26 protein-coding genes and 1 pseudogene are annotated in these 26,325 nt (G+C 60.7%); 16 read left to right on the forward strand and 11 right to left on the reverse strand.

Annotated elements, in window-relative coordinates; translation table 11 throughout:
• Positions 1–176: 176 nt before the first annotated feature.
• Entirely contained in the window at positions 177–1,037 is an 861-nt protein-coding gene (locus PYH37_RS21955) for a response regulator (protein WP_280733521.1), read from the reverse strand.
• A 452-nt stretch (positions 1,038–1,489) separates the two neighbouring features.
• Between PYH37_RS21955 and PYH37_RS21960 the strand changes: the two are divergent.
• Positions 1,490–1,911, forward strand: a pseudogene (locus tag PYH37_RS21960) (hypothetical protein).
• Positions 1,912–2,333: 422 nt separating this feature from the next.
• On the opposite strand, the gene PYH37_RS21965 reads toward PYH37_RS21960, so the two are convergent.
• From PYH37_RS21965 to PYH37_RS21985, 5 genes are all read right to left on the reverse strand, one after another.
• Entirely contained in the window at positions 2,334–2,717 is a 384-nt protein-coding gene (locus PYH37_RS21965; protein WP_280733522.1) for a YybH family protein, read from the reverse strand.
• 232 nt (positions 2,718–2,949) lie between these two features.
• Positions 2,950–4,182 carry an MFS transporter gene (locus PYH37_RS21970; RefSeq protein WP_280733523.1) on the reverse strand — a complete coding sequence of 411 codons (1,233 nt, stop codon included), beginning with the start codon at positions 4,180–4,182 and terminating at the stop codon, positions 2,950–2,952.
• 128 nt (positions 4,183–4,310) lie between these two features.
• Entirely contained in the window at positions 4,311–4,559 is a 249-nt protein-coding gene (locus PYH37_RS21975) for a dihydrofolate reductase family protein (protein ID WP_280733524.1), read from the reverse strand.
• A 35-nt stretch (positions 4,560–4,594) separates the two neighbouring features.
• Positions 4,595–5,128, reverse strand: a complete 534-nt coding sequence (locus PYH37_RS21980) for an SRPBCC family protein (protein WP_280733525.1) — start codon at positions 5,126–5,128, stop codon at positions 4,595–4,597.
• Positions 5,125–5,505, reverse strand: coding sequence for an ArsR/SmtB family transcription factor (locus PYH37_RS21985; RefSeq protein WP_280733526.1), 381 nt, complete (start codon positions 5,503–5,505; stop codon positions 5,125–5,127). Before PYH37_RS21985 ends, PYH37_RS21980 begins: the two co-directional genes overlap by 4 nt.
• 532 nt (positions 5,506–6,037) lie before the next feature.
• Here PYH37_RS21985 and PYH37_RS21990 point away from each other — a divergent pair.
• The gene (locus PYH37_RS21990; protein ID WP_280733527.1) at positions 6,038–6,676 is read left to right on the forward strand and encodes a LysE family translocator; all 639 of its coding nucleotides are present in this window, start codon (positions 6,038–6,040) and stop codon (positions 6,674–6,676) included.
• A gap of 17 nt (positions 6,677–6,693) precedes the next feature.
• A complete protein-coding gene (locus PYH37_RS21995; RefSeq protein ID WP_280733528.1) occupies positions 6,694–7,584 on the forward strand; it encodes a dihydrodipicolinate synthase family protein in 891 nt (296 codons plus the stop codon).
• A gap of 122 nt (positions 7,585–7,706) precedes the next feature.
• Here the strand turns inward: PYH37_RS21995 and PYH37_RS22000 are convergent, their stop codons facing one another.
• The gene (locus PYH37_RS22000) at positions 7,707–8,300 is read right to left on the reverse strand and encodes a TetR/AcrR family transcriptional regulator (protein ID WP_280733529.1); all 594 of its coding nucleotides are present in this window, start codon (positions 8,298–8,300) and stop codon (positions 7,707–7,709) included.
• A gap of 118 nt (positions 8,301–8,418) precedes the next feature.
• Between PYH37_RS22000 and PYH37_RS22005 the strand changes: the two genes are divergently transcribed.
• The gene (locus tag PYH37_RS22005; protein WP_280733530.1) at positions 8,419–9,642 is read left to right on the forward strand and encodes an MFS transporter; all 1,224 of its coding nucleotides are present in this window, start codon (positions 8,419–8,421) and stop codon (positions 9,640–9,642) included.
• 245 nt (positions 9,643–9,887) lie between these two features.
• On the opposite strand, the gene PYH37_RS22010 is transcribed toward PYH37_RS22005, so the two are convergent.
• Positions 9,888–10,892, reverse strand: a complete 1,005-nt coding sequence (locus tag PYH37_RS22010) for an NAD-dependent epimerase/dehydratase family protein (RefSeq protein WP_280733531.1) — start codon at positions 10,890–10,892, stop codon at positions 9,888–9,890.
• 197 nt (positions 10,893–11,089) lie between these two features.
• Here PYH37_RS22010 and PYH37_RS22015 point away from each other — a divergent pair, with 197 nt between their 5' ends.
• The 6 genes from PYH37_RS22015 (at position 11,090) to PYH37_RS22040 (ending at position 15,749) form a co-directional block, all read left to right on the forward strand.
• Positions 11,090–11,671: a TetR/AcrR family transcriptional regulator gene (locus PYH37_RS22015; protein ID WP_280733532.1), complete on the forward strand. Its 582-nt coding sequence runs from the start codon at positions 11,090–11,092 to the stop codon at positions 11,669–11,671.
• A 13-nt stretch (positions 11,672–11,684) separates the two neighbouring features.
• The gene (locus PYH37_RS22020) at positions 11,685–11,978 is read left to right on the forward strand and encodes a YciI family protein (RefSeq protein ID WP_280733533.1); all 294 of its coding nucleotides are present in this window, start codon (positions 11,685–11,687) and stop codon (positions 11,976–11,978) included.
• Entirely contained in the window at positions 11,975–12,580 is a 606-nt protein-coding gene (locus tag PYH37_RS22025; protein WP_280733534.1) for a DNA-3-methyladenine glycosylase I, read from the forward strand. Before PYH37_RS22020 ends, PYH37_RS22025 begins: the two co-directional genes overlap by 4 nt.
• A gap of 287 nt (positions 12,581–12,867) precedes the next feature.
• Complete coding sequence (locus tag PYH37_RS22030) at positions 12,868–13,305, forward strand: YybH family protein (RefSeq protein WP_280733535.1); 438 nt, start codon at positions 12,868–12,870, stop codon at positions 13,303–13,305.
• A 218-nt stretch (positions 13,306–13,523) separates the two neighbouring features.
• Positions 13,524–14,903, forward strand: coding sequence for a transposase (locus PYH37_RS22035; RefSeq protein ID WP_280731359.1), 1,380 nt, complete (start codon positions 13,524–13,526; stop codon positions 14,901–14,903).
• A gap of 255 nt (positions 14,904–15,158) precedes the next feature.
• The gene (locus PYH37_RS22040; RefSeq protein WP_425336113.1) at positions 15,159–15,749 is read left to right on the forward strand and encodes a hypothetical protein; all 591 of its coding nucleotides are present in this window, start codon (positions 15,159–15,161) and stop codon (positions 15,747–15,749) included.
• Positions 15,750–15,889: 140 nt separating this feature from the next.
• Here PYH37_RS22040 and PYH37_RS22045 read toward each other — a convergent pair whose 3' ends face one another.
• Positions 15,890–17,650 (reverse strand): adenylate/guanylate cyclase domain-containing protein, encoded by a 1,761-nt coding sequence (locus PYH37_RS22045; RefSeq protein WP_280733537.1) that lies wholly within the window; start codon positions 17,648–17,650, stop codon positions 15,890–15,892.
• A 439-nt stretch (positions 17,651–18,089) separates the two neighbouring features.
• On the opposite strand from PYH37_RS22045, the gene PYH37_RS22050 reads away from it, so the two are divergent.
• Together PYH37_RS22050 and PYH37_RS22055 are read left to right on the forward strand one after the other, a co-directional pair.
• Positions 18,090–18,236: a hypothetical protein gene (locus PYH37_RS22050; RefSeq protein WP_280733538.1), complete on the forward strand. Its 147-nt coding sequence runs from the start codon at positions 18,090–18,092 to the stop codon at positions 18,234–18,236.
• Positions 18,233–19,699 (forward strand): calcium-binding protein, encoded by a 1,467-nt coding sequence (locus PYH37_RS22055; protein WP_425336164.1) that lies wholly within the window; start codon positions 18,233–18,235, stop codon positions 19,697–19,699. Before PYH37_RS22050 ends, PYH37_RS22055 begins: the two co-directional genes overlap by 4 nt.
• 92 nt (positions 19,700–19,791) lie before the next feature.
• On the opposite strand, the gene PYH37_RS22060 is transcribed toward PYH37_RS22055, so the two are convergent.
• A complete protein-coding gene (locus PYH37_RS22060) occupies positions 19,792–20,808 on the reverse strand; it encodes an aldo/keto reductase (protein ID WP_280733539.1) in 1,017 nt (338 codons plus the stop codon).
• Between the two features lie 368 nt (positions 20,809–21,176).
• Between PYH37_RS22060 and PYH37_RS22065 the strand changes: the two genes are divergently transcribed.
• The 4 genes from PYH37_RS22065 to PYH37_RS22080 all read left to right on the forward strand — a co-directional run bounded on the left by PYH37_RS22065 (position 21,177) and on the right by PYH37_RS22080 (position 24,786).
• Positions 21,177–22,049: a ferritin-like domain-containing protein gene (locus PYH37_RS22065; protein WP_280733540.1), complete on the forward strand. Its 873-nt coding sequence runs from the start codon at positions 21,177–21,179 to the stop codon at positions 22,047–22,049.
• 341 nt (positions 22,050–22,390) lie between these two features.
• Positions 22,391–23,800 carry an adenylate/guanylate cyclase domain-containing protein gene (locus PYH37_RS22070; protein ID WP_280733542.1) on the forward strand — a complete coding sequence of 470 codons (1,410 nt, stop codon included), beginning with the start codon at positions 22,391–22,393 and terminating at the stop codon, positions 23,798–23,800.
• 210 nt (positions 23,801–24,010) lie between these two features.
• The gene (locus PYH37_RS22075; RefSeq protein WP_280733543.1) at positions 24,011–24,262 is read left to right on the forward strand and encodes a hypothetical protein; all 252 of its coding nucleotides are present in this window, start codon (positions 24,011–24,013) and stop codon (positions 24,260–24,262) included.
• A 116-nt stretch (positions 24,263–24,378) separates the two neighbouring features.
• Positions 24,379–24,786 (forward strand): GFA family protein, encoded by a 408-nt coding sequence (locus tag PYH37_RS22080; RefSeq protein ID WP_280733544.1) that lies wholly within the window; start codon positions 24,379–24,381, stop codon positions 24,784–24,786.
• 260 nt (positions 24,787–25,046) lie between these two features.
• On the opposite strand, the gene PYH37_RS22085 is transcribed toward PYH37_RS22080, so the two are convergent.
• The gene (locus PYH37_RS22085) at positions 25,047–26,324 is read right to left on the reverse strand and encodes a prolyl oligopeptidase family serine peptidase (protein ID WP_280733545.1); all 1,278 of its coding nucleotides are present in this window, start codon (positions 26,322–26,324) and stop codon (positions 25,047–25,049) included.
• Position 26,325 lies beyond the last annotated feature (1 nt).

Genomic DNA, 26,325 nt, shown 5'->3' on the forward strand with positions numbered 1-26,325 from the left:
GAAAAAAGCGGGCGTCGCCGGGAATTCCCCATTCTTTTGAGGGAATTGAAGGCCCAATCGGTTGCGATTTCGTTAACGCATCAACCAGGGCACCGAATTGTCGGCGGATCAGGCGGAGATTTTCATCATGATCATGATCATTCGGGACCAATCCAGAATCTCGAATGTGATCGGTCTTAAGAGCTGAGCCGCGGAAAACGGGGTCGCTCAGTCCTTTCCTCGTCCCGCGCGAGTGTCCGGATCTTCGTCAGCGTGTCGAGGTTTTGGTTGACGCGGCAATAGAACTCCTCGTTGACGAACGGACGCACGACGAAATCATTGCCGCCGGCCTTGAGGAAGCGCGCCGAAAGCAGCCGATTCGTGGAGGACGAAACGCCGATGATGCGCAGCTGATGCGGGCCGTACGCGGCCCGGATGCGACGCGTCAGTTCGAAGCCGTCGATGTCGGGCATGTTGTAATCTGTGATGACGAGCGCGATATCGGGATCGCTCTTCAGGATTTCGAGCGCCGCTGCGCCGCTCTCGGCGGAGCTCGTGCGGAAATTGTAGCGCTTCAGCTGCGTCGTCAGAACGGCACGCGCCGTCGGGCTGTCGTCGACGATCAGCACGTGGTGCTTGTTGTTGGTCAGGAACCGGCAGACCGATTCCGCCAGCATGTCGACGGCAAAGACGCTGTCCTTGATGACATAGTCGACGATGTCCTTGGCAAGGATCGCCTCGCGTGTCGACTCCTGGAACGAACCGGTAAAGACGATCGTCGGCACGCTCATATCGATCAGATAGTTCAATGCTTCGCCGTTTTCGGCACCCGGCAGATTTATGTTGGAGATGGCGAGCGCAGCCGGAAAGGAGGCATTCTCGACGGCGAACTGCAGATCCTCGTAATCGCGGCAGACGACCACGTCGATATCGAACAGCTCCTTCAGTCGCTTCGAGACCATGGACGCGAAGAGATTGGAGTCCTCGGCAAGCACGATGCGGTGCTCGCCAAGGGATTCGCCGGAATAATACATTCCAGAAATGCCGAAGAATGACATTGATCGCCTATGATGAAAGAGTGTCCCCGGAGCATGGTAGGGGCAAAAGACTTTATTGCGTGTTAATGGGGGATGGGGCTTCGAACTGAGCGTAATGACCGTCGGGGGCCGGCGCAGACCGTCACGTGCGTTGCATTCGCTTCACGCCAAAGCAGGACTTTGTGGCCGCTCGCCCGTGCCTCGTTCCGACCCTTCCCGGACTTTCCGCCGAAGAAATCGAAGGCCAAGCCTTGACCCAAACCGAACATCGATCGATGTCGACCACCGGCTGGGCGACGCGCCCTGGCACGAGGACCCCAGCGGTTTATGGAACGCCCGGAGTCTCTCGCGACCACGAGCGCGTAGTGAGCTTAGACAGGACTAAATCGGATGGCCGATTGACTCTCGGTCGCAGCCGCCGCAGGCTGGATGGTTGGCCTACTTCTCCGAACAATTTGGCTAGGGAGGAAGCAATGGAAGCCATCAATCGTAGAACCACACTCGCACTCGGTCTTACAACGGTCGCAACCCCTCTGATCGCTGGGGCAACACCAGCAGCCGCCCAAACTTACGGCCCAGATGAGGGCGAGGAGGTCGGCCCCGGTGTCAGAGTTGTAAAGCTTGGTGAACGGGCTTCGGTCATACAGCTTATGCAATGGTCAAGCTGCGCGACGTTGTTATCCAGCCCGGGGCGAAGACCCCGGATAACGTAATGAAGAACGACATGCTCTGCCACATGACTGAGGGAGAACTTTCGGTCGTTCAGAACGGAAAGAAATTCACAGTCAAGAAGGGTGACGTTTGGACCTGCGCTAACGCCGATACGACGGAAGGTACGCAGAACACGAGCAGTGCGGTCGCGATCATGCGGGTCATCGATTTGATGACCGCATGAGCGAGGGGCGAAGCGTGGAAGTGCGGCAGCGGCGGCACTAAAGAGGGAGTCGGGGCGTCGCTGCCGTCGTGCGGGCGATTTATAGGAAAGCCACGCAACGGGCACACACCAAGCTGGTGGGCCGGCACGGCATCCCAGCCTCGCCACACCGCCGACGATAGCCGACGCTCTTGCTCTAAGAGTGCGCCAACGTCGAACCTCTACCAACATTTTGGACTTACTGCATGTTTCCTTAAATCGGAGCCGATTTAAGGATAAAAACATGCAGCAATTCAAAGTGCTGCAGCGACCTTTGTGCGTCTGAAAAGACGCACGGCGCTGTAGGCGGGTTGATCACCGCCGGGACTGCTTGTGCATCGAAGCCTGCGGGTTGAGCTGCGGCCGCTTTTTCGGACCCGAAGCTGACATGGAGACGACGGCTGTCAGCTTCGCGGGGTCAGGAGATTTGCGTCGCGCGCAAGCCTCCAGTGGCCATCGGCCTCCTTACGCAGCAACGTCAACGTATAGCCAGATCGGCGAATGCTGTCGCCGCCAGGCAAGATGGCGATCATATCGATGTGATTGCGGATGAATGCCCAATCGCCCAGCACCTGTAGCTCCACAATTTCACACGTGCCATTCATCTGCGTGCCGGCCATGTCTCTCGATGCATCGGCAAACGCCTCCTTGCCGAACGGCTCTTGGCCTGGCACCATGAAAATCACGTCGTCCGTCATCAAAGTCAGGACTGTTGTGATATCGCCTTCCCTGCTTGCGGCCATCCAGGTGTCGACCAGTTGGCGGATCGCTCTTTCGTCGTCGGTCACGTACTCTCCTCCAATTCCACTTTCCTTGATCAGCTCGATGCATGGCCCACATGATCAATCAACTCAGGATCGTCGGTTGATCCGCCTTTTGCCTGTCGCGCAGGCGACCAGAACGCCGACGGTGCATGTGCCCGCCGGCTCCGACCGACAACATAGTTGCGCGGTCCGGCAGCCGGGCCGGTCGGTTCCAGCTCGAAGGAGTCATCACCGCTGCCGGCCCGATCAATGATCGTCAAGCTCGCGCTGGCACCGGCTGGGCTTTCGGGAACGGCCTGAAGGTCGATGCGATCAGGAAGGCGCCAATTCCAATGCCCCAGGCGCCGATATAGAGCCAGCGGTAACTGTCGAAGGCGTCGTAGATCAGACCTCCAGCCAAGGGGCCGGTTGCCATGCCCAGGCTCCCAGCCATCGCCGTTCCGCCGATGACGGTGCCCATCATGCGCAGCGGAAAATTCTCACGGGCGATTACGGCGTAAAGCGGCATGACACCGGCGTAGATGAAGCCGACCAGTGCCGCCACGGCGTAGAACGCACCGAGTTGGCTTACAAAAACGTAGGCCAGGACGCCGAATGCCTGCAGGAGCAACCCCGTGACCAGAATGCTCTTGGCGCCAAACCGGTCTCCCAGGAGACCGAAGGCAACGCGACCGCCCATGCCTGCCAACCCTTCCACGCTGTAGATCGAGACCGCTGCAATCATAGGAATGCCACAGGTTATGGCGTAACTCACCGTATGGAAAATCGGGCCTGAGTGCGTGGCGCAACAAAAGAAGGTCGTCAACAGCAGGATGATGAACTGGGGCGACCTCATCGCCTGCCCCACGGACATAGCGGATTGCGGCTCTCCATCGGAGAAAGCGGCGGCATTTGCGCCTTCCAAAGCCGGAGGGCGGCGTACCAGAAACGCCACGGGGATCATCAACGCCGCGGCAAGAGCGGCGATGATCAGCAGGGACGTTCTCCAATCATAGATGGAGACGAGCCACGCCGCCAAAGGAGACATGGTCATTGGCGCCATTCCCATGCCAGCAGAGACCAGAGACACGGCAAGACTGCGTTGTGTGTCGAACCAGCCCGTCACGCAGGCCATCATCGGCGCAAAGATCGCCGCGGTCGCCCCACCGACAGCCAGCCCGAAAACGAGTTGAAACTCAATGAGGGATGTCGCCCTGCTCGCCAGAGCCAGCGCTGCCGCCAGAACAACCGATCCTATCAATACGACACGGCGGGGCCCCCAGCGATCTGACAGGGTGCCCCAGACCATGCTTGCCAACGCCAGGGCGACGAAGCCAATCGTCATGGCGCTGGACACTCCGGTAACGGACCAGCCGGTATCCCGAGATATGGGCAAAAGGAAAACAGGCAATGAAAACATGGCGCCTATTGCGACGCAGCCCAACAGGCCACCGGCAGCAACGATCACCCAGCGATAGGAACTTTGCGTCTGAATCTGTGCGTGCAACATGAGAATACCTCGTGGCAAAAATTGGCGACGCCGATCTAAGGTGGAGCGACGCTCCTGTAAGACGAACGCGCTGCTTGAAAAGCGACATGCCTGCCAAAAAATTCGTAACTGCAGCGCCGCGCGTCTGATCAGACGCGCAGGTAAATGTCTTTGCCGGGCTGCTGCTTGAGGGCAGCGATGTCTTCGCGTGCCCGGACGAAGCGCGTCTGCGGCCAGAGAGCCGAAGTCAGGGTGCTTGACAGCACATAACGTGGGGTCCGCTTCGTGAAGCGGGCCCATTTGATTTCAGCCGGCGTCGGCACGGCACCTGTGATCCAGGCGGGCTTGTCCGGCTCGTTCTGGATCGAGGTCCAATACTGCTCGTAGCCGCGGTCCATACCGCCCCCAAGCACGCAGGCGTCCACATGCGGCGTCAGGCCGGCAGCCGCCGGTCGTATTCCCGCTTGAGGCGGCGCCAGCCGTCCCAGAAGGGCTCCGGCTCCTTGCCGGTCGCACGGGCGACTAGAATGTCGAGATGCATGTGCCAGCCGGCTCCGATCATCAGCATGGTTGCACGGTCGGGCAGGCGGCGATGGATGACGGTGAGCAACACTTCGCTGCCCTGCGGCTCCAGCTCGAAGGAAACGTCGCCGCTGCCTTGCCAGGCGATGGCGAGCCTGCGCGGCGGATCGAGTTCGGTGATCCGACTCTGCATCCGGTGCTCGTCGGGGAAGCCGGTCGGCCGCTCGCCGGGCGGGCTGGTCAACGCGTCGTTTCGCCAGACGAGCTCGAAGGCCGCGCCGACCCTCATCTCCATCTGACCCGCCGCCAACCACTGGCGACGCAGATCGCTCTCGGTCAGATACGCCCAGACGCGCTCGATCGGGCCGGGCAGAAGGCGCTGGATCTTCAGCGTGGCAGGTTCGGTCAGCACGCCATAGGCGTCGAGGGTCGCGACTTCGGTCATTGGTCGTCTCCTTTTTTGCGGGTGGTTTTGGGGCTGGGGGATTGACGTTGATCCTCCTCGCGGAGAAGCCGCTCGAGTGCATCCAGACGATCGGTCCAGAAGCGCTCGTAGAAGCTCAGCCACTCATGGGCGCCGGCGAGCGGTCCAGGGTCGAGGCGGCAGAGATGCGTGCGGCCGCGCACCTCGCGACGGAGCAGCCCGGCATTCTCCAGCACCTTGATGTGCTTCGAGGCGGCGGCGAGCGAGATGGCGAATGGCTCCGCAAGCTGGCTCACCGTTCGCTCGCCTTTGGCGAGGTCGCGAAGCATCCGCCGGCGCGTGGCATCGCCGAGGGCATGAAAGACGGAATTCATCTGGGGTGTTTCTAATTCAACCATGTAGTTGAATATAGACGCATGGCTGCAGATAGTCAACCGTTTGGTTGAATTAGGGGCTGGTGAGCGATCAGGGCGTGGCGACGATTGCAGCGCCGTGCATCTTTTCAGATGCACACAGGTCGCTGTGACGCTTTGAATTGCTGGGCGGTTCCTTAAATCGGCTCCGATTCAAGGAACCATGCCGTAGCCTTGGGGCGCCTTACTCCTGCAGCAGCGCATGAGCCCGGGTTTGGAAGCCGCCACGACGGCATCGCCGCTTTCGACCCCCTTCCGGACGAAGCGACCGCATGCCCACCGTTGGTCCGAAGTGGAAATCGTTTTCCGCCGCTTCCGGCCCGTCACAGCGACGAAGTTCCGGTATTTTGGCCGCGAATTTCCGGGAGGATGGGGAGAGCACTGCGCTCTGTCTCGCTTTCGGCGACGGTTGTGGGAAATTCGATGGCGGCGGCAAAAGATAGAGACAGGCGGCCGGTTTGCGCGTTACGTTTCGACCGACCTTCGTTAACAACCAGCAGCAGGATTGGGGCTCAAATTGTCCTCCGAACTCCACCATCTCCTCATCGTCTATACCGCCTATGTGATCGCAGCCGGGAGCCCCGGCCCCAGCAATATGCGGATCATGGGGGTGGCGATGCATAACGGAAGACGTGCGGCCCTCATGCTCGCTGCCGGCGTCGTCAGCGGTTCGATTTTCTGGGGTGCGATGGCTGCAACAGGTGTCTCCGCGGTTCTGACCCGTTATGCGGAGGCGCTGATCGTTCTCAAAATCTTCGGCGGTCTTTATCTCCTCTATCTCGCCTTCAAGGCTGGCAAAGCCGCGCTTGCTTCCGACGCCCAGGCTGCTGCGCATACGGGGCCGAACGGTGCCGCATTGTCGGGAGCAGATCTCTATCGGCGCGGATTGCTCATGCATCTTAGCAATCCAAAATCGATCCTTGCTTGGATCGCCCTTGTAACGCTTGGACTTGGGCCGGACTCGTCATGGCATACGCTTGCTGCGATCCTCGGCGGTTGCGCGGTGCTGAGCGTCACCATCTTTTGCGGTTATGCGATCATCTTCTCGACCGCACCCATGGTGCGCCTGTACCGTCGCGTGAGGCGTTGGATCGAGGGGCTTCTGGCCGTGTGTTTTGGCTTTGCCGGTCTCCGGCTGCTGTTATCGCGCGCATAAGACTTAAGGGGAGCACCATGAAATTGTTCGCTGGCCTTTCGGCTTTTTCCATCACGCCTGCGGATGCGTCGGGGCATGTCGATACGGGAGCGCTCGCGCGGCTCCTCGAGCGGATATCTGCGGCCGGTGCCGACTCGATCGGACTGCTCGGGAGCACAGGCGGTTACGCCTTTCTGTCGAGGCACGAGCGACAGCGCGCCGTCGAGGCGGCCATGGAGTGCGTTGGCGGCAAGATACCGGTCATCGTCGGCGTCGGCGCGCTAACAACCGACGAGGCTCAGGCGCTTGCCCGCGACGCAAGGAAGGCGGGGGCGAATGGTCTCCTGTTGGCCCCGATGTCCTATACGCCCCTGACGGAAGAGGAAGTTTTTCAGCATACTTCCGCCGTCGCGGCAGCGGGTGAACTGCCCCTATGCATCTACAACAACCCGAGCACCACCCGCTTCACCTTCACCGACGATCTGATCGTCCGTCTGGCGAGCGTGCCGAACGTTGCCGCCGTGAAAATGCCGCTCCCCGCTGAAGGCGATTTCAAGGGTGAACTTGCGCGTCTGCGCTCGCGCACACCAGACGGTTTTCGCATCGGTTACAGCGGCGATTGGGGGGCTGCAGACGCCATGCTGGCGGGCTGCGATGCTTGGTACAGCGTTATCGCTGGTCTTTTGCCTTCTGAAGCCGTTGCCCTCACGCGAGCAGCCCAAGCCGGCAACGCACCCGAAACCGAACGCCTCGATCAGGCCTTCCAGCCCTTGTGGAGCCTGTTCAAGGAGTTTGGCAGCTTCCGCGTAATGTATGCGATAGCCGACGTGCTTGGCCTTTGCGGGGCCGTGCCACCACGGCCAATTCTGCCCTTGCCGCCAGCCGACATGCCAAGAGTGAAAGACGCTCTCGATCGCATCCTGATCTGATCGCTGTTGGCGCACAGCAGCAGGATTGGACCCGCGTATGTGCGACCGCTTTCCACAATCGAGAATGCACTCCCCCGATCAAAACGCTGAGCATCGTCGGGAGAGCTTCGACCGCGTCTCCATCAAGGCCCCTTCACTCTCAGTCGTTCAAGCAATGTCCGGAAGCCCTGCACCGCCCTTTTGGATGTTTCCTGCGGGTCATCGGAATTGGCGATCCACAAAGCGGCATGGCTGCTGGCACCATTGATCAGGCGCGCCGTCGCTTCCTCGTCGACATCGACAATCACGCCGTCTGCCTTGAGTTGGCTCAGACTTCGGCTGAGGGCCGCTATGCAGCCGTTGGTGCTCGGCCATTGAGATATGTCGCCCAAGACGGCAGGACCATCGCGAAACATGATCCGTTGAATTTCCGGCTCGAGCGCCATCTGAATATAGGCCACGCACTCATCTACGAAACCTTGCCAGCGTGTCGGCGCACTTGACGAAACCCGATTCAACCGTGCCGTCATCTCGGCATCGATCTCTTGAATCACCGCCTGCAGCAAACCCTTCTTGTCTCCGAAGTGGTGATAGAGCGCACCGCGCGTCAATCCCGCCCCTGCGGTGAAATCATCCATTGAGGATTGCGCGTAGCCAACGGTCCCGAAGGCGTGCCGAGCCGCGGCAATCAACTTCGCGCGTGTTTCGGCGATCATTTCCGGGCGTGGTTTACTCATGAACTCTCCTTCTGCACATACGCAGCGTATTTTATTTGACATACGCTACGTATGCAACTATTTGATCACATACGCCACGTATGTAGTGGTGCGCCCCAGATGATTGAAGGAGCATCTCATGTCTAACCCTTACAAGGAAATATTCAGGGTGCCGGGTGCGAAGGGCTTCTCTGCCGCAGGTTTTTTTGCCCGCCTGCCCATTGCGATGGCACCAATCGGCATTGTTGCCATGCTGTCGCAGACACGCGGCGAGTATTGGATCGCGGGTGCGGTTTCAGCGACGTTCGCGTTGACGAACGCGCTGGCCTCCCCTCAAATCTCACGACTGGTCGATCGGTTCGGCCAGGCGGCGGTTATAACGCCGACTACAATCATCTCGATCATGGCCTTCATCGCGCTCATTGTGGGAGCCAACCAGGACTGGCCCGCATGGGCGCTATTCGCCTCGGCCTTTCTTGCGGCGGCAATGCCCAGTATTCCCGCGATGCTGCGGGCGCGCTGGACAGAAATCTTCCGAGACCGCCCCGAGTTGAACACCGCCTTCGCATTTGAATCGGCAGCGGATGAACTGGTTTACATCGCCGGAGCGTCGCTCTCGGTCGGGTTGGCGGTCGCACTGTTTCCGGAAGCCGGGATGCTGGTCAGCACGATTTTCCTCGCGCTCGGAACCGCTGCTTTCGCCCTGCAACGGTCGACCGAACCGAAAGTGCGTCCTGTGGAGAGCGGCGTTTCCCAAAGATCGGCGATTCGCTCGCGCCCGGTGCAGATCATAACGCTCGCTCTCGTATTTGTCGGCTCGACGTTCGCTACAGCGGAAGTCAGTACCGTTGCGATAACGAAGGAGCTCGGACAGTCCAATGCCGCAAGCCTTGTCATCGGCGTCTACGCGATCGGGTCGTTCGTCGTTGGGCTGATCCTCGGTGCCTTGAACCCCAGAATGCAGTTGCACAGGCAATTGCTGATCGCCGTCAGCGTCCTTGCGGTAACGTCCCTGCCGCTCCTCATTGCCGATACGGTACCGCTTCTGGCACTCGCCGTCTTCGTGAGCGGCGTCGCCATTTCGCCGACCTTCATCACTGCCTTCGGCTTGATAGAGCGTCGGGTTCCGGAATCAATGCTGACCGAGGGCATTACCTGGGTGATGACCGGCATCGGGATTGGCATGGCCCTCGGAGCCTTCCTTGCGGGCTGGGTCGTCGATAATTTCGGCGCGCAGAATGGCTTCTTCGTATCCGTAGCTGCTGGCATCGCGACCGTGGTGACGATCGCTCTGGGTCAGCGGATCCTGGCCGGAGGCAAAGTAGAAGCCGCTATGGGTCCGCTGCCTCAGCCGGCAGAGTAGGAAGTCGAAGAGACGACGTACGGATCAACTTGCCGATGGCCTTGCCTGATCGTGAAATGGGAAACAGCATGTCGCGCCCTTCCAGCGCGCCGTGCTGCTTGTGGTTTCCTCCACCAGCAAGACAGCCCAGACACGATGTCGAAAGCGCTCCATTTTACGGGAAACTGGGTTTCGCCAAAAGTTCATCGAACTTGCTCCGCTTCGGTCGATAAGCATCCCTTCTGAAAGATGGTCATCACTGCCGTTCAGGCCGAGCGCGACAGAGCACTAAGAAGATTATCTTCGCGTTCGTAGTCGAACTGTTCCCAAGGATAGGCAGCGAGTTGCGGCAAGACGCTTCGCCAATCCCGGTTGCGCGTCGCCTCGATAAGCCAAAGCACCGCATCCGGCACCGTCTCTTTATAGGTGCCGGCGTTGGGTGCCAAACTCGAGCAGACGACGGGACATTCGACTGACCACGGGCTCATTCCAGCGGACGGCGGATACGGCTCATCGCTGAGCCCGACGATATCGGCATATCGGTCCATCGTCGCCATGATGGCTTTGCCAATCTCAGCTGCGGTCGGCGCATCGGCGTCGGCGACGTTCAGGATCGACGGTTCGCCTTCCTCAACCGCCCACACCACCGCCTCGGCGATCGCAGCAACGGAGGTGGTTTGAAACCGGCTTCGCCCCCCGTATGCCAGCGGAATGCGCTGGCGGCCATCCAGGAGCCGACGCACGAACCACCACTCCCGCGCGTGCTTGCTATAGGGTCCGTGGATCGCTGCAGGACGGAGAATGGTGGCGCGGCCCTGAGCGTGATCAAGGAGCCGCTTCTCCATTGCTACTTTCCTGGTGGAGTATGTCTTTGGGCCCGGTTCGACGGTCGGCTGATTCTCACCGATGGGTACGGGAAAGCACGGGAAACCGCATTGACTGGCTTCATCCAGGGTACGGCCATGCTCGTCGCGATAGACGCTGGCACTGGACACCGCAATGATGTGGCCAACGGAAGCTTCCACCGAGAGGAGCTTGTCCGCGTCTGGTTCGTCAAACGCTATGCAGTCCATCAGTAAATCTGCACCGTGGCCGATCGCGGTCGCTAACGCCCCCGGTTCACGGTGGTCAAAGGGGACGTGCCGCCACAGGCCTTCGAGGGGCGGCGGCGTTCGCGAAGCAAGCCGGACGGTCCAACCCTCCCGCGCCAATCGCTTGGCAACCCCGATTCCGATCTGACCGGTGCCGCCGATGATGAATGCAGAAGCCATGCCGAGAGCATGCCGGTACCAGATGAGCTGTCAATGCGTTAAGAGTGATTTCCGCTTTGGGTAGTGGGGAGCGGTCACTCAAGGCTGGCACTCGGAACGGCCGAATTTGCGCACGAAGCTGACATTTAATGCGGCTGGTGTTGACCAACTAGGACAGTTGTCCTAGTTGGTTGAGGCTCACAGGATAACAACCGCACATGCCCGCATCATCAACCCGTGACCTCATAATCGAAAAGGCGGATGCCCTCTTCTACGAGGGCGGGTTCGAGGCCACTTCCTTTGCTGACATCGCCGCAGCCGTGGGCATCTCGCGCGGGAATTTCTATCACCACTTCAAAACCAAGGACGACATACTGGATGCCATTATCTCGCTCCGAATCGAGCGAACACGCGCGATGCTCGATGGCTGGCAGGCCACAGGCGACGGCCCGCGCACGCGCATCCTGTCCTTCATCCATATGCTGATCGCAAACCGGACCAAGATCATGGCCTTCGGCTGTCCGGTAGGGACGCTCTGCTCGGAACTCGCCAAACTCGATCACGCAGCGCAGGACCACGCGACCGCAATTTTCAGCCTGTTCCGCGACTGGCTCGCCGGACAATTTCGGGCACTGGGCGCCGGCGACCGGGCTGAGGGGCTGGCGCTGCATCTTCTCGCCTGGTCCCAGGGAGCGGCGGTCATGGCCACTGCTTTCCGGGACGAGGCATTCATTCACAGCGAGGTGGCCGGGATTGAACACTGGCTGGCCACCCTGCCGGAGCTTTCCCAACCCAACTAATCAAGGAGCGCCGATGTTCGTCACCTTCCTGAGATTCGCGGAGAACCGGGCCGCTGCGCCGGAGTTCATGGCCGCGCATAATGACTGGATCGCGGAGGGGTTCGCGGACCGCGCATTCCTCTGCGTCGGCTCACTCCAGCCTGCCGCCGGGGGCGCGATCCTCGCCGATGGCGAAAGCCGGGCGGAGCATGATGCACGCATCGCTGCCGATCCCTTCGTCGTGCAGGGTATTGTGACCGCCGAGACCTACGAGATCGACCCCAAGCGCACCGTCCCTGCGCTCGACTTCGTGAAGGCACCGGCATGAGCGCGACCGTTCCCGGTCCAGACGGCCGGCCACGCTGCCGCTGGTGCGCTGCAGCGCCCGAGTTCTTCGACTATCACGACCGCGAATGGGGCTTCCCGGTCGTGGACGACATCAGGCTTTTCGAGAAGCTCTGCCTCGAGAGCTTTCAGTCTGGCCTGAGCTGGCGCACCATTCTTGCCAAGCGCGAGAATTTCCGCGCCGCGTTCGCCGGGTTCGATTTTTGCAAGGTGGCGCGGTTTGACGAGAGAGACGTGACGCGACTGTTGGCGGATGCCGGGATCGTGCGCCATCGCGGCAAGATCGAGGCGGTCATCAATAATGCCCGCCGCGGCTGCGAACTGGCCGATGCCGAAGGCTCGCTTGCGGCATTCCTCTGGCGCTTCGAGCCGACCGACGATGGCGCCCGGCCGCAAAGCCGCTCGACGTCCCCCGCTTCCGAGGCCCTGTCGAAGGAACTGCGCAAGCGCGGCTGGAAATTCGTCGGGCCGACCACCGTCTATGCCTTCATGCAGGCGATGGGCCTGATCAACGACCACGCGGAGGAATGTGTCATGCGGAGTGAAGTCGAGAGAGCCCGCGCGGCGTTGTCCCTCCCTACGTGATGGCATGTCCGCAATGGGCTCAATCGAGCCATTCATCGCGTAGAACGGCAATGACAGCAAGGGGTCGACCTTTCCCGTTCCGATCGTCGCAAAGGGGTGGAGAGCGGCCATTTACCGAACCGTCTCAAAACGCTGTCGCGAACCTTGTCTCGCGCCGTGCTATACTGACTAAGCCAACCTGCACTGCGCCGCAGTTAGCGAAAATGCCTCGCCGCTGCGGACACACAGAACGTTGAACCGCGGGAGTCGCCAGTCCGGACCAGAGATAAAACGACAGGGAGGATGACGTGTCCCTTGACGCAAATGACTTCGATCAAGCAGTCGAAAAATACCACCTGGCTCTGGATGAGTTCATGAAAGGAAACCCCGCGCCTGCGAAGGAGCTCTTTTCCCAACGAGACGATGTAACACTGGGCAATCCCTTCGGCCCTTTCGCGCATGGATGGAAGCAGGTCGTTGAGACGATGGAGCAGGCGGCATCGAATTACAGGGACGGCGATGCTACCGGCTTCGAAAATATAGCGAAGTGTGTGACGTCTGAGCTGGCATACCTCGTCGAAGTAGAGCGGCTCAGGTCCAAGGTCGGCGGTCGGAGCGATATCACCCCTCTGGCGTTACGCGTGACGAGCGTCTTTCGCCCAGAAGATGGTCTCTGGAAGATTGTGCATCGTCATGCCGATCCGATAACGACGGCTCAGCCGGCCGATTCGGTACTCCGCCGATAGACGCGGTTGCGGTTTGGGGAAGCGGTTCCATCTCGTAACATCCTCGCTGCGGCAGAGCGGCTATTCTTCAGTCCGTTCTCTGCTAGGGGTCGGCCCGCGTCATCGGGCTCGCAGCATCGGACGGCCGCTCTGGGAGCGATATTGTTGAAAAACTTGGCATTGCCGATGCTTGGGACGCGTGATTCAATCCTCTGAGTGATTTGCAGGGGATCAGGCGAATGATGGGATGTCAGGCGGTTCCGGCGCAGCTCTTCTACGACTTCTGCCTCGATGAACATGTCCCTGCGGATCATCTGCTGCGCGGGATCGATCGTCACCTCGATCTCGATAGCGTTCGAGCACAGTTGAAGCCTTTCTATAGCAACACTGGTCGGCCCTCAGTTGATCCTGAGCTGATGATGCGAATGCTGATCATCGGCTACAGCATGGGTATCCGGTCGGAACGGCGACTTTGCGAGGAGGTCCATCTCAATCTCGCATATCGGTGGTTTTGCCGCCTTGGCCTGGACGGAAAGGTACCGGATCATTCCAGCTTTTCGAAGAACCGTCATGGCCGGTTCCGGCAAAGTGATATCCTCCGGCACATGTTTGAGACTGTGGTGGAACGGTGCCTTGCCCAAGGGCTGGTGGGAGCAGAAGGCTTTGCGGTTGATGCCAGCCTGATCGCGGCGGACGCCAACAAGCAGCGTTCGGTGCCCGGCACTGAATGGAAAGCCGAAGACGATGCTGGCCGCTCGGTTCAGGAGTATTTGGCGGTTCTGGATGACGCTGCTTTTGGCGCTGCCTCGCCGGTGACGCCGAAGTTCATTTCGCAATCCGACCCGGCAGCTCAGTGGACAGGTGCTCATAAGGGGCATGCCTTCTTCGCCTACGCCACCAATTATCTGATCGATACTGATCACGGTATCATTCTTGATGTCGAGGCGACGCGAGCGATCCGTCAGGCGGAGGTCGGAGCATCCCGCACGATGATCGACAGAACCGAGAACCGCTTCGGCTTGACGCCAGGCTATCTGGCAGCCGACAGCGCTTACGGTTCTGCTGACAATCTTGCCTGGCTGGTGAAGGAAAAGGACATCGCGCCGCACATTCCCGTGTTTGATAAATCCAACAGGACGGACGGGACCTTCTCGCGTTCGGACTTCACCTGGGATGGCGAGGGAGATCGCTACATCTGCCCGGCGGGCAAGGAATTGGTTCAGTTCCGCCGCACCTACGCGACGCCCCGATCGGGCATCACCAGTGAAGGCACCCGGCTTTATCGGGCCAGCAAGAAGGACTGTGATGTGTGCGATCTGAAGCAGCGCTGCTGCCCGAATGCAGTTGCTCGCAAGGTGCCGCGTGATCTCAACGAAGATGCCCGCGATGTGGCCAGAGCAATTGCCGCCACACCCGCTTACGAGCGTTCCCGGCATCGCCGCAAGAAGGTCGAGATGCTCTTCGCTCACCTCAAACGCATTCTCCGGATGGCGCGTTTGAGGCTGCGAGGTCCATGTGGTGCGCGAGACGAATTCCTGCTTGCAGCAACCGCCCAGAACCTCAGAAGACTGGCGAAACTCAGACCACAAAGGCCACCACACGGCGTCATTGCCGCATAAAAGCAGCCAGTAAGGATACCCTGCGCCAAAGTGCGGGGCAGATAACCGATCATCCCTACCGGAAAGATGCTGCAACAGCCCGATGAACAGTTAACTGGCCGAGTTTTTCAACGATATCGGAGCAATTGCGGACATTGGCAACAAGCCTGATCATCGGCCAGGTGCCATTGCTCAGCAAAGGGTCAGAACTTGCTCATGCCGCTCACGGTGGCCTAAGCTAGATTGAAGGCCTCACTCGTGCCCGGAGACAAGGCAATGGCAGGAAACACGGAAAGCGGTGGCGGACGGCGCAGGCGTTTTTGGAGGATAGCGCCTTGGGTGATCGCAGCACTCATATTGCTGCTGCCCCTGATCGCGATGCAGTTCACCGATGAAGTGGTCTGGGACGAGACGGATTTCGCGGTCATCGGCGCCATGCTGTTCGGCGCTTGCGGCGCCTACGAGCTGGCAGCAAGGATGACAGGCAATATCGCCTACCGCGCCGCCGTCGGCGTTGCGGTCGTGGCGGCATTCATCCTCATTTGGATAAACCTTGCGGTCGGCATCATCGGGTCTGAGGATCAACCAGCCAACCTGATGTATGGCGGAGTGCTCGCCGTCGGGATCCTCGGCGCCCTCATCGTGCGCTTCCAGCCCCATGGCATGGCGCGCGCGTTGGCCGCGACGGCGCTCGCTCAGGCGTTGGTCGGCGTGATCGCCCTGATCGCCGGATTGGGCTCCACCGGGGCGAACTGGCCAGGGGCTATTGTCGTCCTGACCGGATTCTTCGCCTTGCTGTGGCTTGTATCGGCCTGGCTGTTCCGGAAAGCGGCGCGGGAGCAAACATCCGCGGGCGCAGCGCCGTAGGTTCGGCCTGCAACGTCCGCTGTCCACCGAGGGCGCGGTGTCCCATCTCAATTCACAGCCTTCATGTGACGATGGTCTGGGAAGCGATGGAACTCTGCTGGTCAACGTGGCTGAAGCCGCATGTCTGTCCCGTTGCGTATTTAGATGGAGACTCCGGCCTGGCGGAGTCCGTCCACCAGCCGATCGAACAGATTGGCATCGCGGTAGGGTAAGGCCCGCTTGAGGTGATCGACAGAGAAATTCGGCTTAATCTCCAGCATCTCCCGCCAATAGCGTCGCGCTTCTTCGTGGCGGCCGATGCGACCATAGAGACAGGCGAGATAAAACCGCGTCATGTCCGATCGTGGCGCAAGTGTCAGCCGTCGCTTGAAGGCGATCTCGGCCTCGTCGAAGCGCCCGAGGCTCAACAGAGCCCGCCCCAGGAAATGCAGCGACATATCGAATTGCGGGTCGAGCCGGTGGGCGCGCGTGTACAGCGCCACCGCCTCTTCGTGCCGACCCTCAAAATCCCTTATCGTGCCCAGTGCGGTATAGGCGCTGGCCGAATTGGGGTCGAGTTCGATCGCCCGCTCTGCGGCGTCCTCCGCCTCGTCCAGACGCCGCATCCAGGCAAGGACAAGCGAGAGTGCGTGATGGCCTAGCGGCTCGGTGTCGTCCGTATCAATTGCCTTTTGGGCCAGTTCGAACGCCTGTGTGAGATTTTCCGGCGTCGCGCCGTTCCACTGGTTGATGAAGTCGGTTAAGGCGATGATCGACAGCAAAGCATAGGCGGCCGCCAGCCCCGGATCGATGGCGACGACGCGCTCCAGCATGGCGCGCGCCTCCATGGACGATACCGCGCTGAACTGCAGCATCGTCTGGCGCGAGCGGACGAGCAGGTCGTAGGCTGCCGGATCGACCTTGCCGCGGCTCTCGCGCCGCTCCTCTTCGCCGGCCGTCAGCTTCACTCTGAGCGCGTCGACGATGGTGCGGGTCACTTCGTCCTGAACCGCGAAGATATCCTCGATGCCGCGATCGTAGCGCTCGGCCCACAGATGACCGCCGGTCGTGCCGTCGATCATCTGGGCGTTGATGCGGATGCGGTCGGCGGCCCTGCGCACGCTGCCTTCCAGGACATAACGGACGCCGAGTTCCCGGCTGACCTTGCGGATGTCCGGCGTCTTGCCCTTGTAGGCGAAAGAGGAATTGCGGGCGATCACGAAGAGACCGGACACCTTGGAAAGATCGGTGATGATGTCCTCGGTGATGCCATCGGCGAAATAACCCTGCTCCGGGTCGCCGGACATGTTGTCAAACGGCAGGACGGCGATCGACGGCTTCGCCGGAAGCCGCGGCGGGGTTTCCACGGCAGTCTTGATGGGATCGTTCGTGCGGTTCGGCGACCATTTCCAGACATGCACCGGACGCTCGATGTTCTTGACCTCGTGATAGCCGCTGTCGACGAAATCGATGCCGGCGCGGCCATGCACATATTCATGAACGCCGTCCGAAATCGCCACGCCGCCGGGATCGGCGAGCGTCTCGAGACGGGCAGCCACATTGACGCCATCGCCGTAGAGATCGCTGTCCTCGACCATCACGTCGCCGAGATTCACGCCGACACGCAGCACGATAGCCCGGTCTCTCGGCATGTCTCTGTTTGCGGCCGCCATCGCCTGCTGAAGGGCTGCGGCGCATTCGACGGCATTGACGGCGCTGCCGAATTCGACGAACACGCCATCGCCGGTCCGCTTGAAGACGCGGCCCTGATGACACGTGACAAGCGGCTCCAGCACCTCTTTCCATCGCGCCATGAGCAGCGTATGCGTAGCCGTCTCGTCGCGCTCCATGAGCCGGCTGTAGCCGACCACGTCAGCGGCCAGAATGGCGGCGAGCCGACGTCTGATGGATTCGTTGGCCATATGCGATGGCGCCTTCCTAGCCCGATTGCTCAAACTTTACTGCCGTCCTGCGTCCGAGTCTATTCGGCTTGAAGCTGACCTTCGTCAACATCCAACGTTCATTGCAGTGCGCGCCAACGTCCGGAAAGGCTGCCCGGAAGGGTCCTCTTTCGTGCCGCCTCGATCCCGGCGATTGGTGCAGAACCGATGGCGTGCGCCGGTAGCTAATCTTTTAGGGGCGTCATCGAGAAGGCCGAGCCCGTCAGGCGCAAAACGCCTGAGTGAATGAAGTGTGGTTCGATTATTCAATTATACCTATTGTATTGTCGACGTAATTTTGAAATATATTCGCGCTAATTTGACAGTTTTATAATATTATTAGCCTTTCTCTTAGGTGTTATTCTGTTTTGATCTCACTGCGCTATAAGTTCTCTGTAACTACGGCGGAGGGAACGAGGTCATGACAAATCTCATCGGAACGAGTGGCGACGACACGCTGCGCGGCATATTGGAGAAGGATCGGCTGTGGGGGCGTCCGGCAACGATGATCTCGGCGGCGGAGAAGGCGGCGACCTGCTCGATGCCGGCGCCGGCGACGATCTCCTGACGAGTGCGAGCGGCTATGACAGGCTGGATGGCGGAGAAGGCGACGACAGGATTGTCCTTCTCGGCGTCGGCGGAGCGGTCACGGGTGGTGCCGGTTTCGATCGCTTCACGGTCGACCTTTCGACGACGAGCGAGACGGTGCGGTTCAACGGCGTCGCCGGTCACGCCATGATCGGCCGTGGCCAGGAGCTCACCGATCATATCTTTTTCAGCAACATCGAGCGGCTGGAGCTGACGACCGGGAGCGGCGATGACCGCATCCTGGGCACTGTAGGAAACGATTTGATTTCCACCCGAGGTGGGAACGATGTGATCGGCACCGCGTGGGCGCTCGACGTGGGTCCGATTGCTTTCGGCGACGATGTCATCGATGCCGGCGACGGCGACGACATGATCAGCGACGGAGTCGGCGCCAACCGCCTCTCTGGCGGGGCCGGCAACGACGTCGTCATCACGACGTTCAGCACAGCGGAGGCGGACGGCGGCACCGGCAACGATGTGCTCTACTTGCAACATCACGGCGAGCCTCAGGACATCACCGTCGATCTGGAGCGGGGCACGGCCTCGACCGGCCTCGTTTTCCGCGGCTTCGAGAAAATCGACATCACCCTCGGCAGCGGCGACGACGTGGTCTTCGGCTCGTCAAACATGATGGGCTCCGTCTTTGCCGGCGAAGGCGACAATGTTCTGATCGGCGGCAGCAGCAGAGATCATTTCGATGCCGGTTCCGGTGACGACGTGATGCTCGGCAATGGTGGCGACGACACGCTCATCGGCCGCGGCGGCGTCGATTTCATTGACGGTGGTGACGGCAATGATCTGATCCGGCTCTTCCGCCCCGAAGGCATAATCGAGGGCGGCGCCGGCGACGACACGCTGCATATCGCGGCAGACCATGTCATGGGCGCCATCGATTTTGACGCGTTGGCCGGCATGATGGGCCCGAGCCTGGTGTTCCGCGGGATCGAGAGCTTCCGGGTGGTCACGAATTTGTACGATCAAAACGACGACACGCTGCGCGGCGGCGGCGGCAACGACGTCCTCGCCAGCAATAACGGCGACGATCTCATCGACGGTCGGGCGGGCGACGACGAAATCTCGGGGGGCGGCGGCGCCGACCGCCTGATCGGCGGCGCGGGTGACGACCAAATCTGGGGTGGGGGCGGCGCCGACCAGTTAATTGGCGGAGCAGGTGCCGATACCTTCATCTGGAGCCGCGGCGCCTTGACCGGCAACGGCATCGACCGCGTCGTCGACTTCGACCCGGCGAGCGGCGATGTGCTGCGGTTCGACCGGAGTGCCCTGCGCGCGATGGGCATCCGCGACTTCGACGGCTTTCTCTCGCTGGCCTCGGACACGGAGGACGGCGTCTTTGTCTCCTACGGCTTCGGGAGCCGCGACGGTATCCTGCTTGAGGGGGTGGCTCTCTCCAGTCTCCGCTCCGACGACGTACTTTTCTTCTGACCCGCCGGGCAGCGGGGTATCTGGTCACGTCCCTTAGCGGGAGCACGATGAGGCGTGGCCAGCTTATCGTGCTGAACTGCCCAGCAGAGCGATCAGCTCTGATTGACCTTGTTACCGAGAAGCTCATCGATTTCCGCCATCGTAGCTCTCGGTAACGGCCCTATTTCCAGCGTGGCTAGATTTTCTCGCACCTGCGCCTCCGTTTTGAAGCCGGGTATAGGAAGGGTGTTGGGTGAACGGGCAAGAATCCATCCCAGTGCGCCTTGAGCCAAAGTCCTGCCGCCGGTCTGGAGCAGTTCCCGCACCTGCGCGAGGCGATCGAGACAATCAGCACGCGGCCGCCCGTCCTCAAAGAATCGCACCCAGCTATGACCAGCCGCGCGCACGTCGTTTGGAGGCAGTCGCGCTTCAGCACTGAACTTGCCGGTCAGGAATCCCATTGCCAATGGAGATCGATTGATGCTCGCGAGATTGTTGCCCTCGCACATCGTCAGCATCTCCGGCCCATCTGTGAAGACGTTCAGCTCCTGCTGGACCGCGACGAAATGTGGAAATTTCACCATGCGCTTCGCCGCGGCGGCGTTGTCCGTGCTCCAGCCCCAGAAACGGATGGCACCTTTCTCCGTCAGCTCTTCGAGCGTCTCGCCAGCCGCATCCGCCTGATCGTCTGAAAGCTCCCCGACGTGGATTTGATAGAGGTCGATATGGTCGGTGCCTAAACGCTGAAGCGATGCCGCGCAGGCCTGTTCGATGTAGGCGGGGCTGACATCCTTGCTGACCAGGGCGCGGGCGGCGCGATCGTAGGTATATCCGAACTTGGTTGCGACGATTGCGTCCCCTCTTCGCCCGCTTAGTGCGCGGCCAATCACCTCTTCGCTGTGGCCGGTTCCATACGCGTCGGCCGTGTCGATCAGCGAAGCACCCATCTCAAGCCCGAGATGAATGGCGCGGATCGACTGTTCGTCGTTGACCTCTCCCCAGCCGTCCGGCTTTCCGTTGAGCGTGAAGTAGCCTCCAATCGCCCAACAGCCTAAGCCGATGGATCCGGCTGACAGGCCGGAGCGCCCCAATGGTCTGCGCCTGATCGCGGAGATGTCGTTGGCAAGCATGGCATTCCCTTTCCTTGTGGCGCGATGCTGACGACGAACTATGTCACCAGGCGAGCGGCGATCAGAAGCTTCGATTCCGCAAGGTGTTTTTCGTTAGTGAAAAACTGATCCTCATAGCGGCTGCGTGAGGCTTGGCATACGCCGTGAGGGGGCGGGTGCAAATTTGCTGGATCCGCGCGGTGGACGTCGGAGGCGCTCTCCGCTGATCTCAGAGGGGGAATACTGCCGCGTCGACTCAAGGCCGACCGTTTAAAGCTTCCCTTGGAACGTTGGGGACCGGAACATTTCGCCTTTGATGATGTTTGGCCTGATTGGCCCGCGTTACCGAGGTGCCAAAACTGCGCCGGGCGGGCTTTAAGGAGGAAGCCATGATCCGTGCAATGCCTTCACTTTTTCTCCCCCGCCGCCGCCTTTTGCAGTTTGGCCTCGGAGCGACGCTCGCGTCGACTGCGGGTTTCACTTCGGTCTCGCACGCGGACGAGCCGGATGACCTGATGGACGAGGACATATTCCAGTTTGCGCTCAACCTGGAGTACATGGAAGCCGAGTACTACCTGCGCGGCACGACCGGGAAAGGGATCGATGATTCTGATGCGGGTGCGGAAGCTGGACCGGTGACCGGAGGCAAGCAGGTTTCCTTCGATACGCCCGCTATCGGTGAGTTCATGCGCGAGGTGGCGGAAAACGAACTTGCCCACGTCAGGTTCTATCGCAAAACGCTTGGAGACGCAGCCGTGCCTCGGCCGGCCATCGATTTTGATGCGGGCTTTGCCGCAGTTGCACAAGCGGCAGGGCTAGGGGAGAACTTTGATCCCTTCGGCAACGAAATGAACTTCGTGCTCGGCGGCATGTTGTTCGAAGACGTGGGCGTCACTGCCTATGCCGGCGCCGCGACAGTTTTGAGGAACGAGGATTTTCTCGCCGCCGCCGCTGGAATTCTGGCGGTCGAGGCCTACCACATGGGAATGGCCCGATCTACGCTCTATAGAATGGGCGAGCAAGCCTGGAAGGCGGCAAACGCGATTTCCGATGCTCGCGACAAGATCGATGGTTCGGAAGACAAGGACCAAGGCATCCAGATGGAGGGCAAGGCCAACATCGTTCCTTCGACGCCGGATGCGATAGCCTTCACCCGGACTCCGCAAGAGGTGTTGCGCATCGTGTATCTCACCGATCAGGAAGGCGCGAGCAAAGGTGGCTTCTACCCCAACGGGATGAACGGCACGATCAAAAGCACCTGAACCGCTCGCGTCGCCTGTAAGGCAAATCCTGCGGCGGCGTAGAGAAAGCAAGGCTGGTTTCCGCTTCGGCACCTCCTGCGCTGGTGGCTTGGCCCCGGCCCTCATGAGTCTACTTCGCGCCTGATCCGATGGTCGGATCATGGGCGGCACCTCAATTAGCGAGAATTGCCGGACGTTCCACCTTCCGCGCAATACGAGCATCCTGAATTACCTCGGTGTGCGGCGGCGTTGGGCCAAATTCCGCGCCCGCCTCCATCGACCCGCCGAAACTGCGCCCGCCCTCGATCAACCACCTCATCAAATCCCCTGACCGCGCCGCAAATTCCGTATAGAATACCCCCATGAGTGAAGCTCAGACTTTATTCGAGGTGCTGCGCCAATCGGTGAAGCCGGAGGTCGTCGATGCCTTCGAGCGGCTCGTTCGGGAGGCGCCGGATCAAAAGCTCTGCCGCGTCAATGCGCTCGCCTTCGCCGCCAGCGAAGGGCTCGACGAGGAGGAGACGATTGCCGGCTTCCTGCATGCGTCGCGTCTTGGTCTCTTCGAACTATCGTGGAACGTGCTCTGTCCCGGCTGCGGCGGGGTGCTCGATGCCAATACGTCGCTAAAAACGGTGCAGAACGAGGAATATACCTGCGCGCTCTGCGCCGCCGGCTATGAGCCGACGCTCGACGAGATGGTCGAGGTGACCTTCACGGTGAGCCCGCGCGTGCGGCATATCGAGGCGCACAATCCGCATGAATTGCCGCCGACGGAATATTTCCGCCAGATCTATTGGGGCTCGGGCGTCGACCTGCCCGATGAGGGCTACGAGGAAAAGGTCGACGAGTTCATGATCGAGACGCTGGAGTTGCCGCCAGGCGACAAGGCAGTGATCTCGCTGCAGCTTCCGGCGGAGTTCGTCATCATCTTCGAGCCGGTGACGCATGCGGCGCAGTTCCTGAACGTCAGCGGCGAGCCGACGAGAGAGCGGAGAAACCTGTCGCTCGTCTTCGACCGCTCGCACCGACATGCCGAGACGCTGAACCTGCAGCCCGGGCCGCTTCGGATTCAGGTGGAGAACCATGCCGAGGTCCGCACCCTGCCCTCCGTGTGCATCGCCAACGATGCGCTGCACGGACTGCTCGGCCAGCGCCGGCCGTTTCTCACCGCCAAGCGCCTCCTGTCCAACCAGACCTTCCGTGACATCTATCGCACCGATACGCTCGACGTGGATCAGCGGCTGAAGATCACCAGCCTCACCTTCCTCTTCACCGACCTGCGCGGCTCGACCGAACTCTACGAGCGCGTCGGCGACCTTGCTGCATTCGATCTGGTGAAGACGCATTTCAGCGTGCTCAACGAGATCGTCGCGGCCGAGGCGGGCGCCGTCGTCAAGACAATCGGCGATGCGGTGATGGCCACCTTCCCGACGCCGGACCGGGCGATCGCCGCGGCGATGCGGATGCGCGACGCGATGCGCGAGCTCAATGAAGAGCGCGGCAGCGACGACCTGCTCTTAAAGATCGGCATCCACGAAGGGCCGTGCATCGCCGTCAACTTGAACGAGCGGCAGGACTATTTCGGCCAGACAGTCAATATTGCCTCGCGCGTGCAGCACCTCGCCACCGCGCGCGAGATCTTCGCGACCGGCTCGGTACTCGAAGACCCGCGCGCCTCGAGCCTGCTTTCGGACCGCGGCCTCAGCCCACTGTCGCACAACGTCACGCTGCGCGGCATCACCAGCGAAATCAGCATCTTTGCGATTCCGTGAGGGACGGGTGGCACGTCCCGGCCCCGCCGTTCATTGCCAGTTCAGGCTACGGCATGTTTCCTTAAATCGGATCCTTAAATCGGACCCGATTTAAGGAATTATGCAGTACAGATAAAAACATGCAGCATTCAAAATGCTACAGCGATCTTGGTGTGCCTGAGAAGGCGCCCGCGCTGCAGATCGCTGAATGTGATGCAGAAGGAGGAAGCCATGCGTATCCTGCTTGTCCTGTTTGCAGCCCTGGCGATGACGACCAGCATGGCCGAGGCTGGGAGCCAATCGTCGAATACGAGCTCGAACAGCTCGTCCAATAACGGCGTCGTGCGCGAGCGGATTGTCGATACATATTGCGAAGACGGTTATTGCGAGCGCCACGTTCTGCGTCGTGTATTTCGCGACGGCTGGCGCAGCCGCTACGAAAGCGACCGATATTATCGTGACCGCTCCTATGACGATGACTGAGGTGGCCTGATCGAAGGCATCCGGCAACCCTATAGCGCCGCGCGTCTAATCGGACGCGCGGCGCTATAGCTCTCTGAATCGCTGCGGATCATCAACAACGTTTCACGAGGTACTCAATGCACTCTCGAACAGCCACTTGTTCCTGCGGCCAGTTGGGCATCGAAGTTCAAGGAGAACCGCTCGGAGTCGGCCTTTGCCACTGCCTTGCCTGCCAGCGCCGGACAGGCAGCGTCTTCGCCGCGCTCGCCGCCTTTGCCGCCCCATACAAGGTCTCGGGCACGGCAACCGAGTACGTCCGCGTCGGCGACCAGGGTGCCCGTTTCAGGTTTCGCTTCTGCCCCGTTTGCGGGACGAACCTGTTCCACACAGAAGAAGGTTACGAACAATCATCCGTGGCTGTCGCCGTCGGCGCGTTTGCCGACCCGGGTTTTCCGCCGCCGCAGGATTCGGTTTATGACTGCCGGCGACATCCCTGGGTTCAATTGCCACCGGGAACGAAGACCTACGAAAAGGATCCGAGCTGATTTACGGCCCGGCGGGGTGACGGACGGGACGGAAAAGTCGCTTAAGGACATGAAACAGGTCCGTGGCGGGGCTCCCACCGAGGGCTCTCCAGTGCCGCAATGTCTGTCAACGGGCTGGTCTCAGCCGTCTGCTCGTCGAAATGGTCGCGGGGCGGTGAGTAGATGTTGCCCTGGTCGAGAGAAAGGATCGTCAAGGTTGGGGGGCGACGCGGGCGGATTGTGTTCTGCGAGGAACGCGTTTTGCCCATCCATCATCCACATCACTTGCGCTGCTTGAAGATCCAGTCGCGGATGCCTTCGATCGTGTAGGCGATCCGCCAGGTGTTGACGTGGTTGCTGCCGCCGTCGTCAGGCTGGCCGGGCGGCACCACCGTTCCCTTCCGAAGTGCCACGTAGTTGACGGGGCTGCCCTCGGCCTCCATCTTTTCGACCGCGGCCTCGAATTCCTCGGGCGTCGAGCGGCCGTTCCAGACGGCGCGGCTGACCTTGGCCCCTTCTTCCTCGAGCACGGCGGTGATCGCGTTCTGGCCGCGATAGGCTTTCAGGTCGCCCTCCGAGACCATGATCCAAAGCTTGTCTTCCGCCAGCGGCTTCACCTTCGCCGGGTCCCACTGGCCGGCAACGAGGAAAGATGCGGCAAACAGATCGGGATATTTGATGTTCATGGCGATCGACATCATGGCGCCGCCCGACTGGCCCGTCGCGTACAGCCGATTCCTGTCGATGCTGTATTCACTCATCAGCTTGTTGATGAGGTTAACGGTGGTGTCGAGATAGCTCGAAGCCTCCGACTTGTCGTTGACGACCGGGGTGGGATATTGGGGCGCGAGCACGAAGGCTTCGCGCTTGGCCTGATCCGCCGGGCTCGCCCAGACCACGGCTCCCAGTCCCTGCACCAGCGTAGTGTCCGTGATCGCGCTGGTCGCGCCGGCATCATGCATGAACAGAACCAGAGGGTAGGACTTGGCCTTATCGTAGTTTTTGGGAACGAACAGATTGTAGTTCAGGATGTCCCTGGTCTCGGGGTCCTTGTATTCGAGCTGCCGAAAGTCGTCGACGACCAGATTCGCGATGCTGTTGGTGGCGATCGCATCGGCGCTTGCAGCGTAAGTATCGCCGCCGGTCGTAGATACGGGTCCGGTCTGTGTGACCGACGCCTTCGCTTCCTTCCGCGCCACGGTTCGCTTGTCCAAAACATAGAGTGCGGCGTCCGGATCATCGGGCGAAAGCTCGATGATGGCGTATTTTCCGTTCGCACCCTCGCCGGCCGGTGCCGCAACCCTGTTTGCATAGACATTGGTGATCGTTCGCCCCTGCACGCTGAAGGTCGAGGTGGAAAGCTTGGAGCTGTCGATGTCCTGGTCATATTCCAAGGCCACAGCCGTGAACTTCTGGCCGTCGCCGAACACCTCGGTGATCGCGATGGCGCTTTGCACGTGCTCGGGCCCGCCTGCCGCATAGGCCGCCAAGATCGACGCGCACAATGCCGCCGCCCCTGCTCCGAGGCCGTTTGCCAAAAAATCTCTCCGGGAGTGCATT

The sequence above is a fragment of the Sinorhizobium numidicum genome (genome assembly GCF_029892045.1).
GTDB lineage: Bacteria > Pseudomonadota > Alphaproteobacteria > Rhizobiales > Rhizobiaceae > Sinorhizobium > Sinorhizobium numidicum.

What these genes read in the sequence shown, in the direction of transcription:
- PYH37_RS21955 (WP_280733521.1), bottom strand. Translation starts at nt 1,037, where the DNA reads ATGTCATTCTTCGGCATTTCTGGAATGTATTATTCCGGCGAATCCCTT.
- PYH37_RS21970 (WP_280733523.1), bottom strand. Translation starts at nt 4,182, where the DNA reads ATGTTGCACGCACAGATTCAGACGCAAAGTTCCTATCGCTGGGTGATC.
- PYH37_RS21975 (WP_280733524.1), bottom strand. Translation starts at nt 4,559, where the DNA reads ATGGACCGCGGCTACGAGCAGTATTGGACCTCGATCCAGAACGAGCCG.
- PYH37_RS21980 (WP_280733525.1), bottom strand. Translation starts at nt 5,128, where the DNA reads ATGACCGAAGTCGCGACCCTCGACGCCTATGGCGTGCTGACCGAACCT.
- PYH37_RS21985 (WP_280733526.1), bottom strand. Translation starts at nt 5,505, where the DNA reads ATGGTTGAATTAGAAACACCCCAGATGAATTCCGTCTTTCATGCCCTC.
- PYH37_RS21995 (WP_280733528.1), top strand. Translation starts at nt 6,694, where the DNA reads ATGAAATTGTTCGCTGGCCTTTCGGCTTTTTCCATCACGCCTGCGGAT.
- PYH37_RS22000 (WP_280733529.1), bottom strand. Translation starts at nt 8,300, where the DNA reads ATGAGTAAACCACGCCCGGAAATGATCGCCGAAACACGCGCGAAGTTG.
- PYH37_RS22005 (WP_280733530.1), top strand. Translation starts at nt 8,419, where the DNA reads ATGTCTAACCCTTACAAGGAAATATTCAGGGTGCCGGGTGCGAAGGGC.
- PYH37_RS22010 (WP_280733531.1), bottom strand. Translation starts at nt 10,892, where the DNA reads ATGGCTTCTGCATTCATCATCGGCGGCACCGGTCAGATCGGAATCGGG.
- PYH37_RS22015 (WP_280733532.1), top strand. Translation starts at nt 11,090, where the DNA reads ATGCCCGCATCATCAACCCGTGACCTCATAATCGAAAAGGCGGATGCC.
- PYH37_RS22020 (WP_280733533.1), top strand. Translation starts at nt 11,685, where the DNA reads ATGTTCGTCACCTTCCTGAGATTCGCGGAGAACCGGGCCGCTGCGCCG.
- PYH37_RS22025 (WP_280733534.1), top strand. Translation starts at nt 11,975, where the DNA reads ATGAGCGCGACCGTTCCCGGTCCAGACGGCCGGCCACGCTGCCGCTGG.
- PYH37_RS22035 (WP_280731359.1), top strand. Translation starts at nt 13,524, where the DNA reads ATGATGGGATGTCAGGCGGTTCCGGCGCAGCTCTTCTACGACTTCTGC.
- PYH37_RS22040 (WP_425336113.1), top strand. Translation starts at nt 15,159, where the DNA reads ATGGCAGGAAACACGGAAAGCGGTGGCGGACGGCGCAGGCGTTTTTGG.
- PYH37_RS22045 (WP_280733537.1), bottom strand. Translation starts at nt 17,650, where the DNA reads ATGGCCAACGAATCCATCAGACGTCGGCTCGCCGCCATTCTGGCCGCT.
- PYH37_RS22050 (WP_280733538.1), top strand. Translation starts at nt 18,090, where the DNA reads ATGACAAATCTCATCGGAACGAGTGGCGACGACACGCTGCGCGGCATA.
- PYH37_RS22060 (WP_280733539.1), bottom strand. Translation starts at nt 20,808, where the DNA reads ATGCTTGCCAACGACATCTCCGCGATCAGGCGCAGACCATTGGGGCGC.
- PYH37_RS22065 (WP_280733540.1), top strand. Translation starts at nt 21,177, where the DNA reads ATGATCCGTGCAATGCCTTCACTTTTTCTCCCCCGCCGCCGCCTTTTG.
- PYH37_RS22070 (WP_280733542.1), top strand. Translation starts at nt 22,391, where the DNA reads ATGAGTGAAGCTCAGACTTTATTCGAGGTGCTGCGCCAATCGGTGAAG.
- PYH37_RS22075 (WP_280733543.1), top strand. Translation starts at nt 24,011, where the DNA reads ATGCGTATCCTGCTTGTCCTGTTTGCAGCCCTGGCGATGACGACCAGC.
- PYH37_RS22080 (WP_280733544.1), top strand. Translation starts at nt 24,379, where the DNA reads ATGCACTCTCGAACAGCCACTTGTTCCTGCGGCCAGTTGGGCATCGAA.
- PYH37_RS22085 (WP_280733545.1), bottom strand. Translation starts at nt 26,324, where the DNA reads ATGCACTCCCGGAGAGATTTTTTGGCAAACGGCCTCGGAGCAGGGGCG.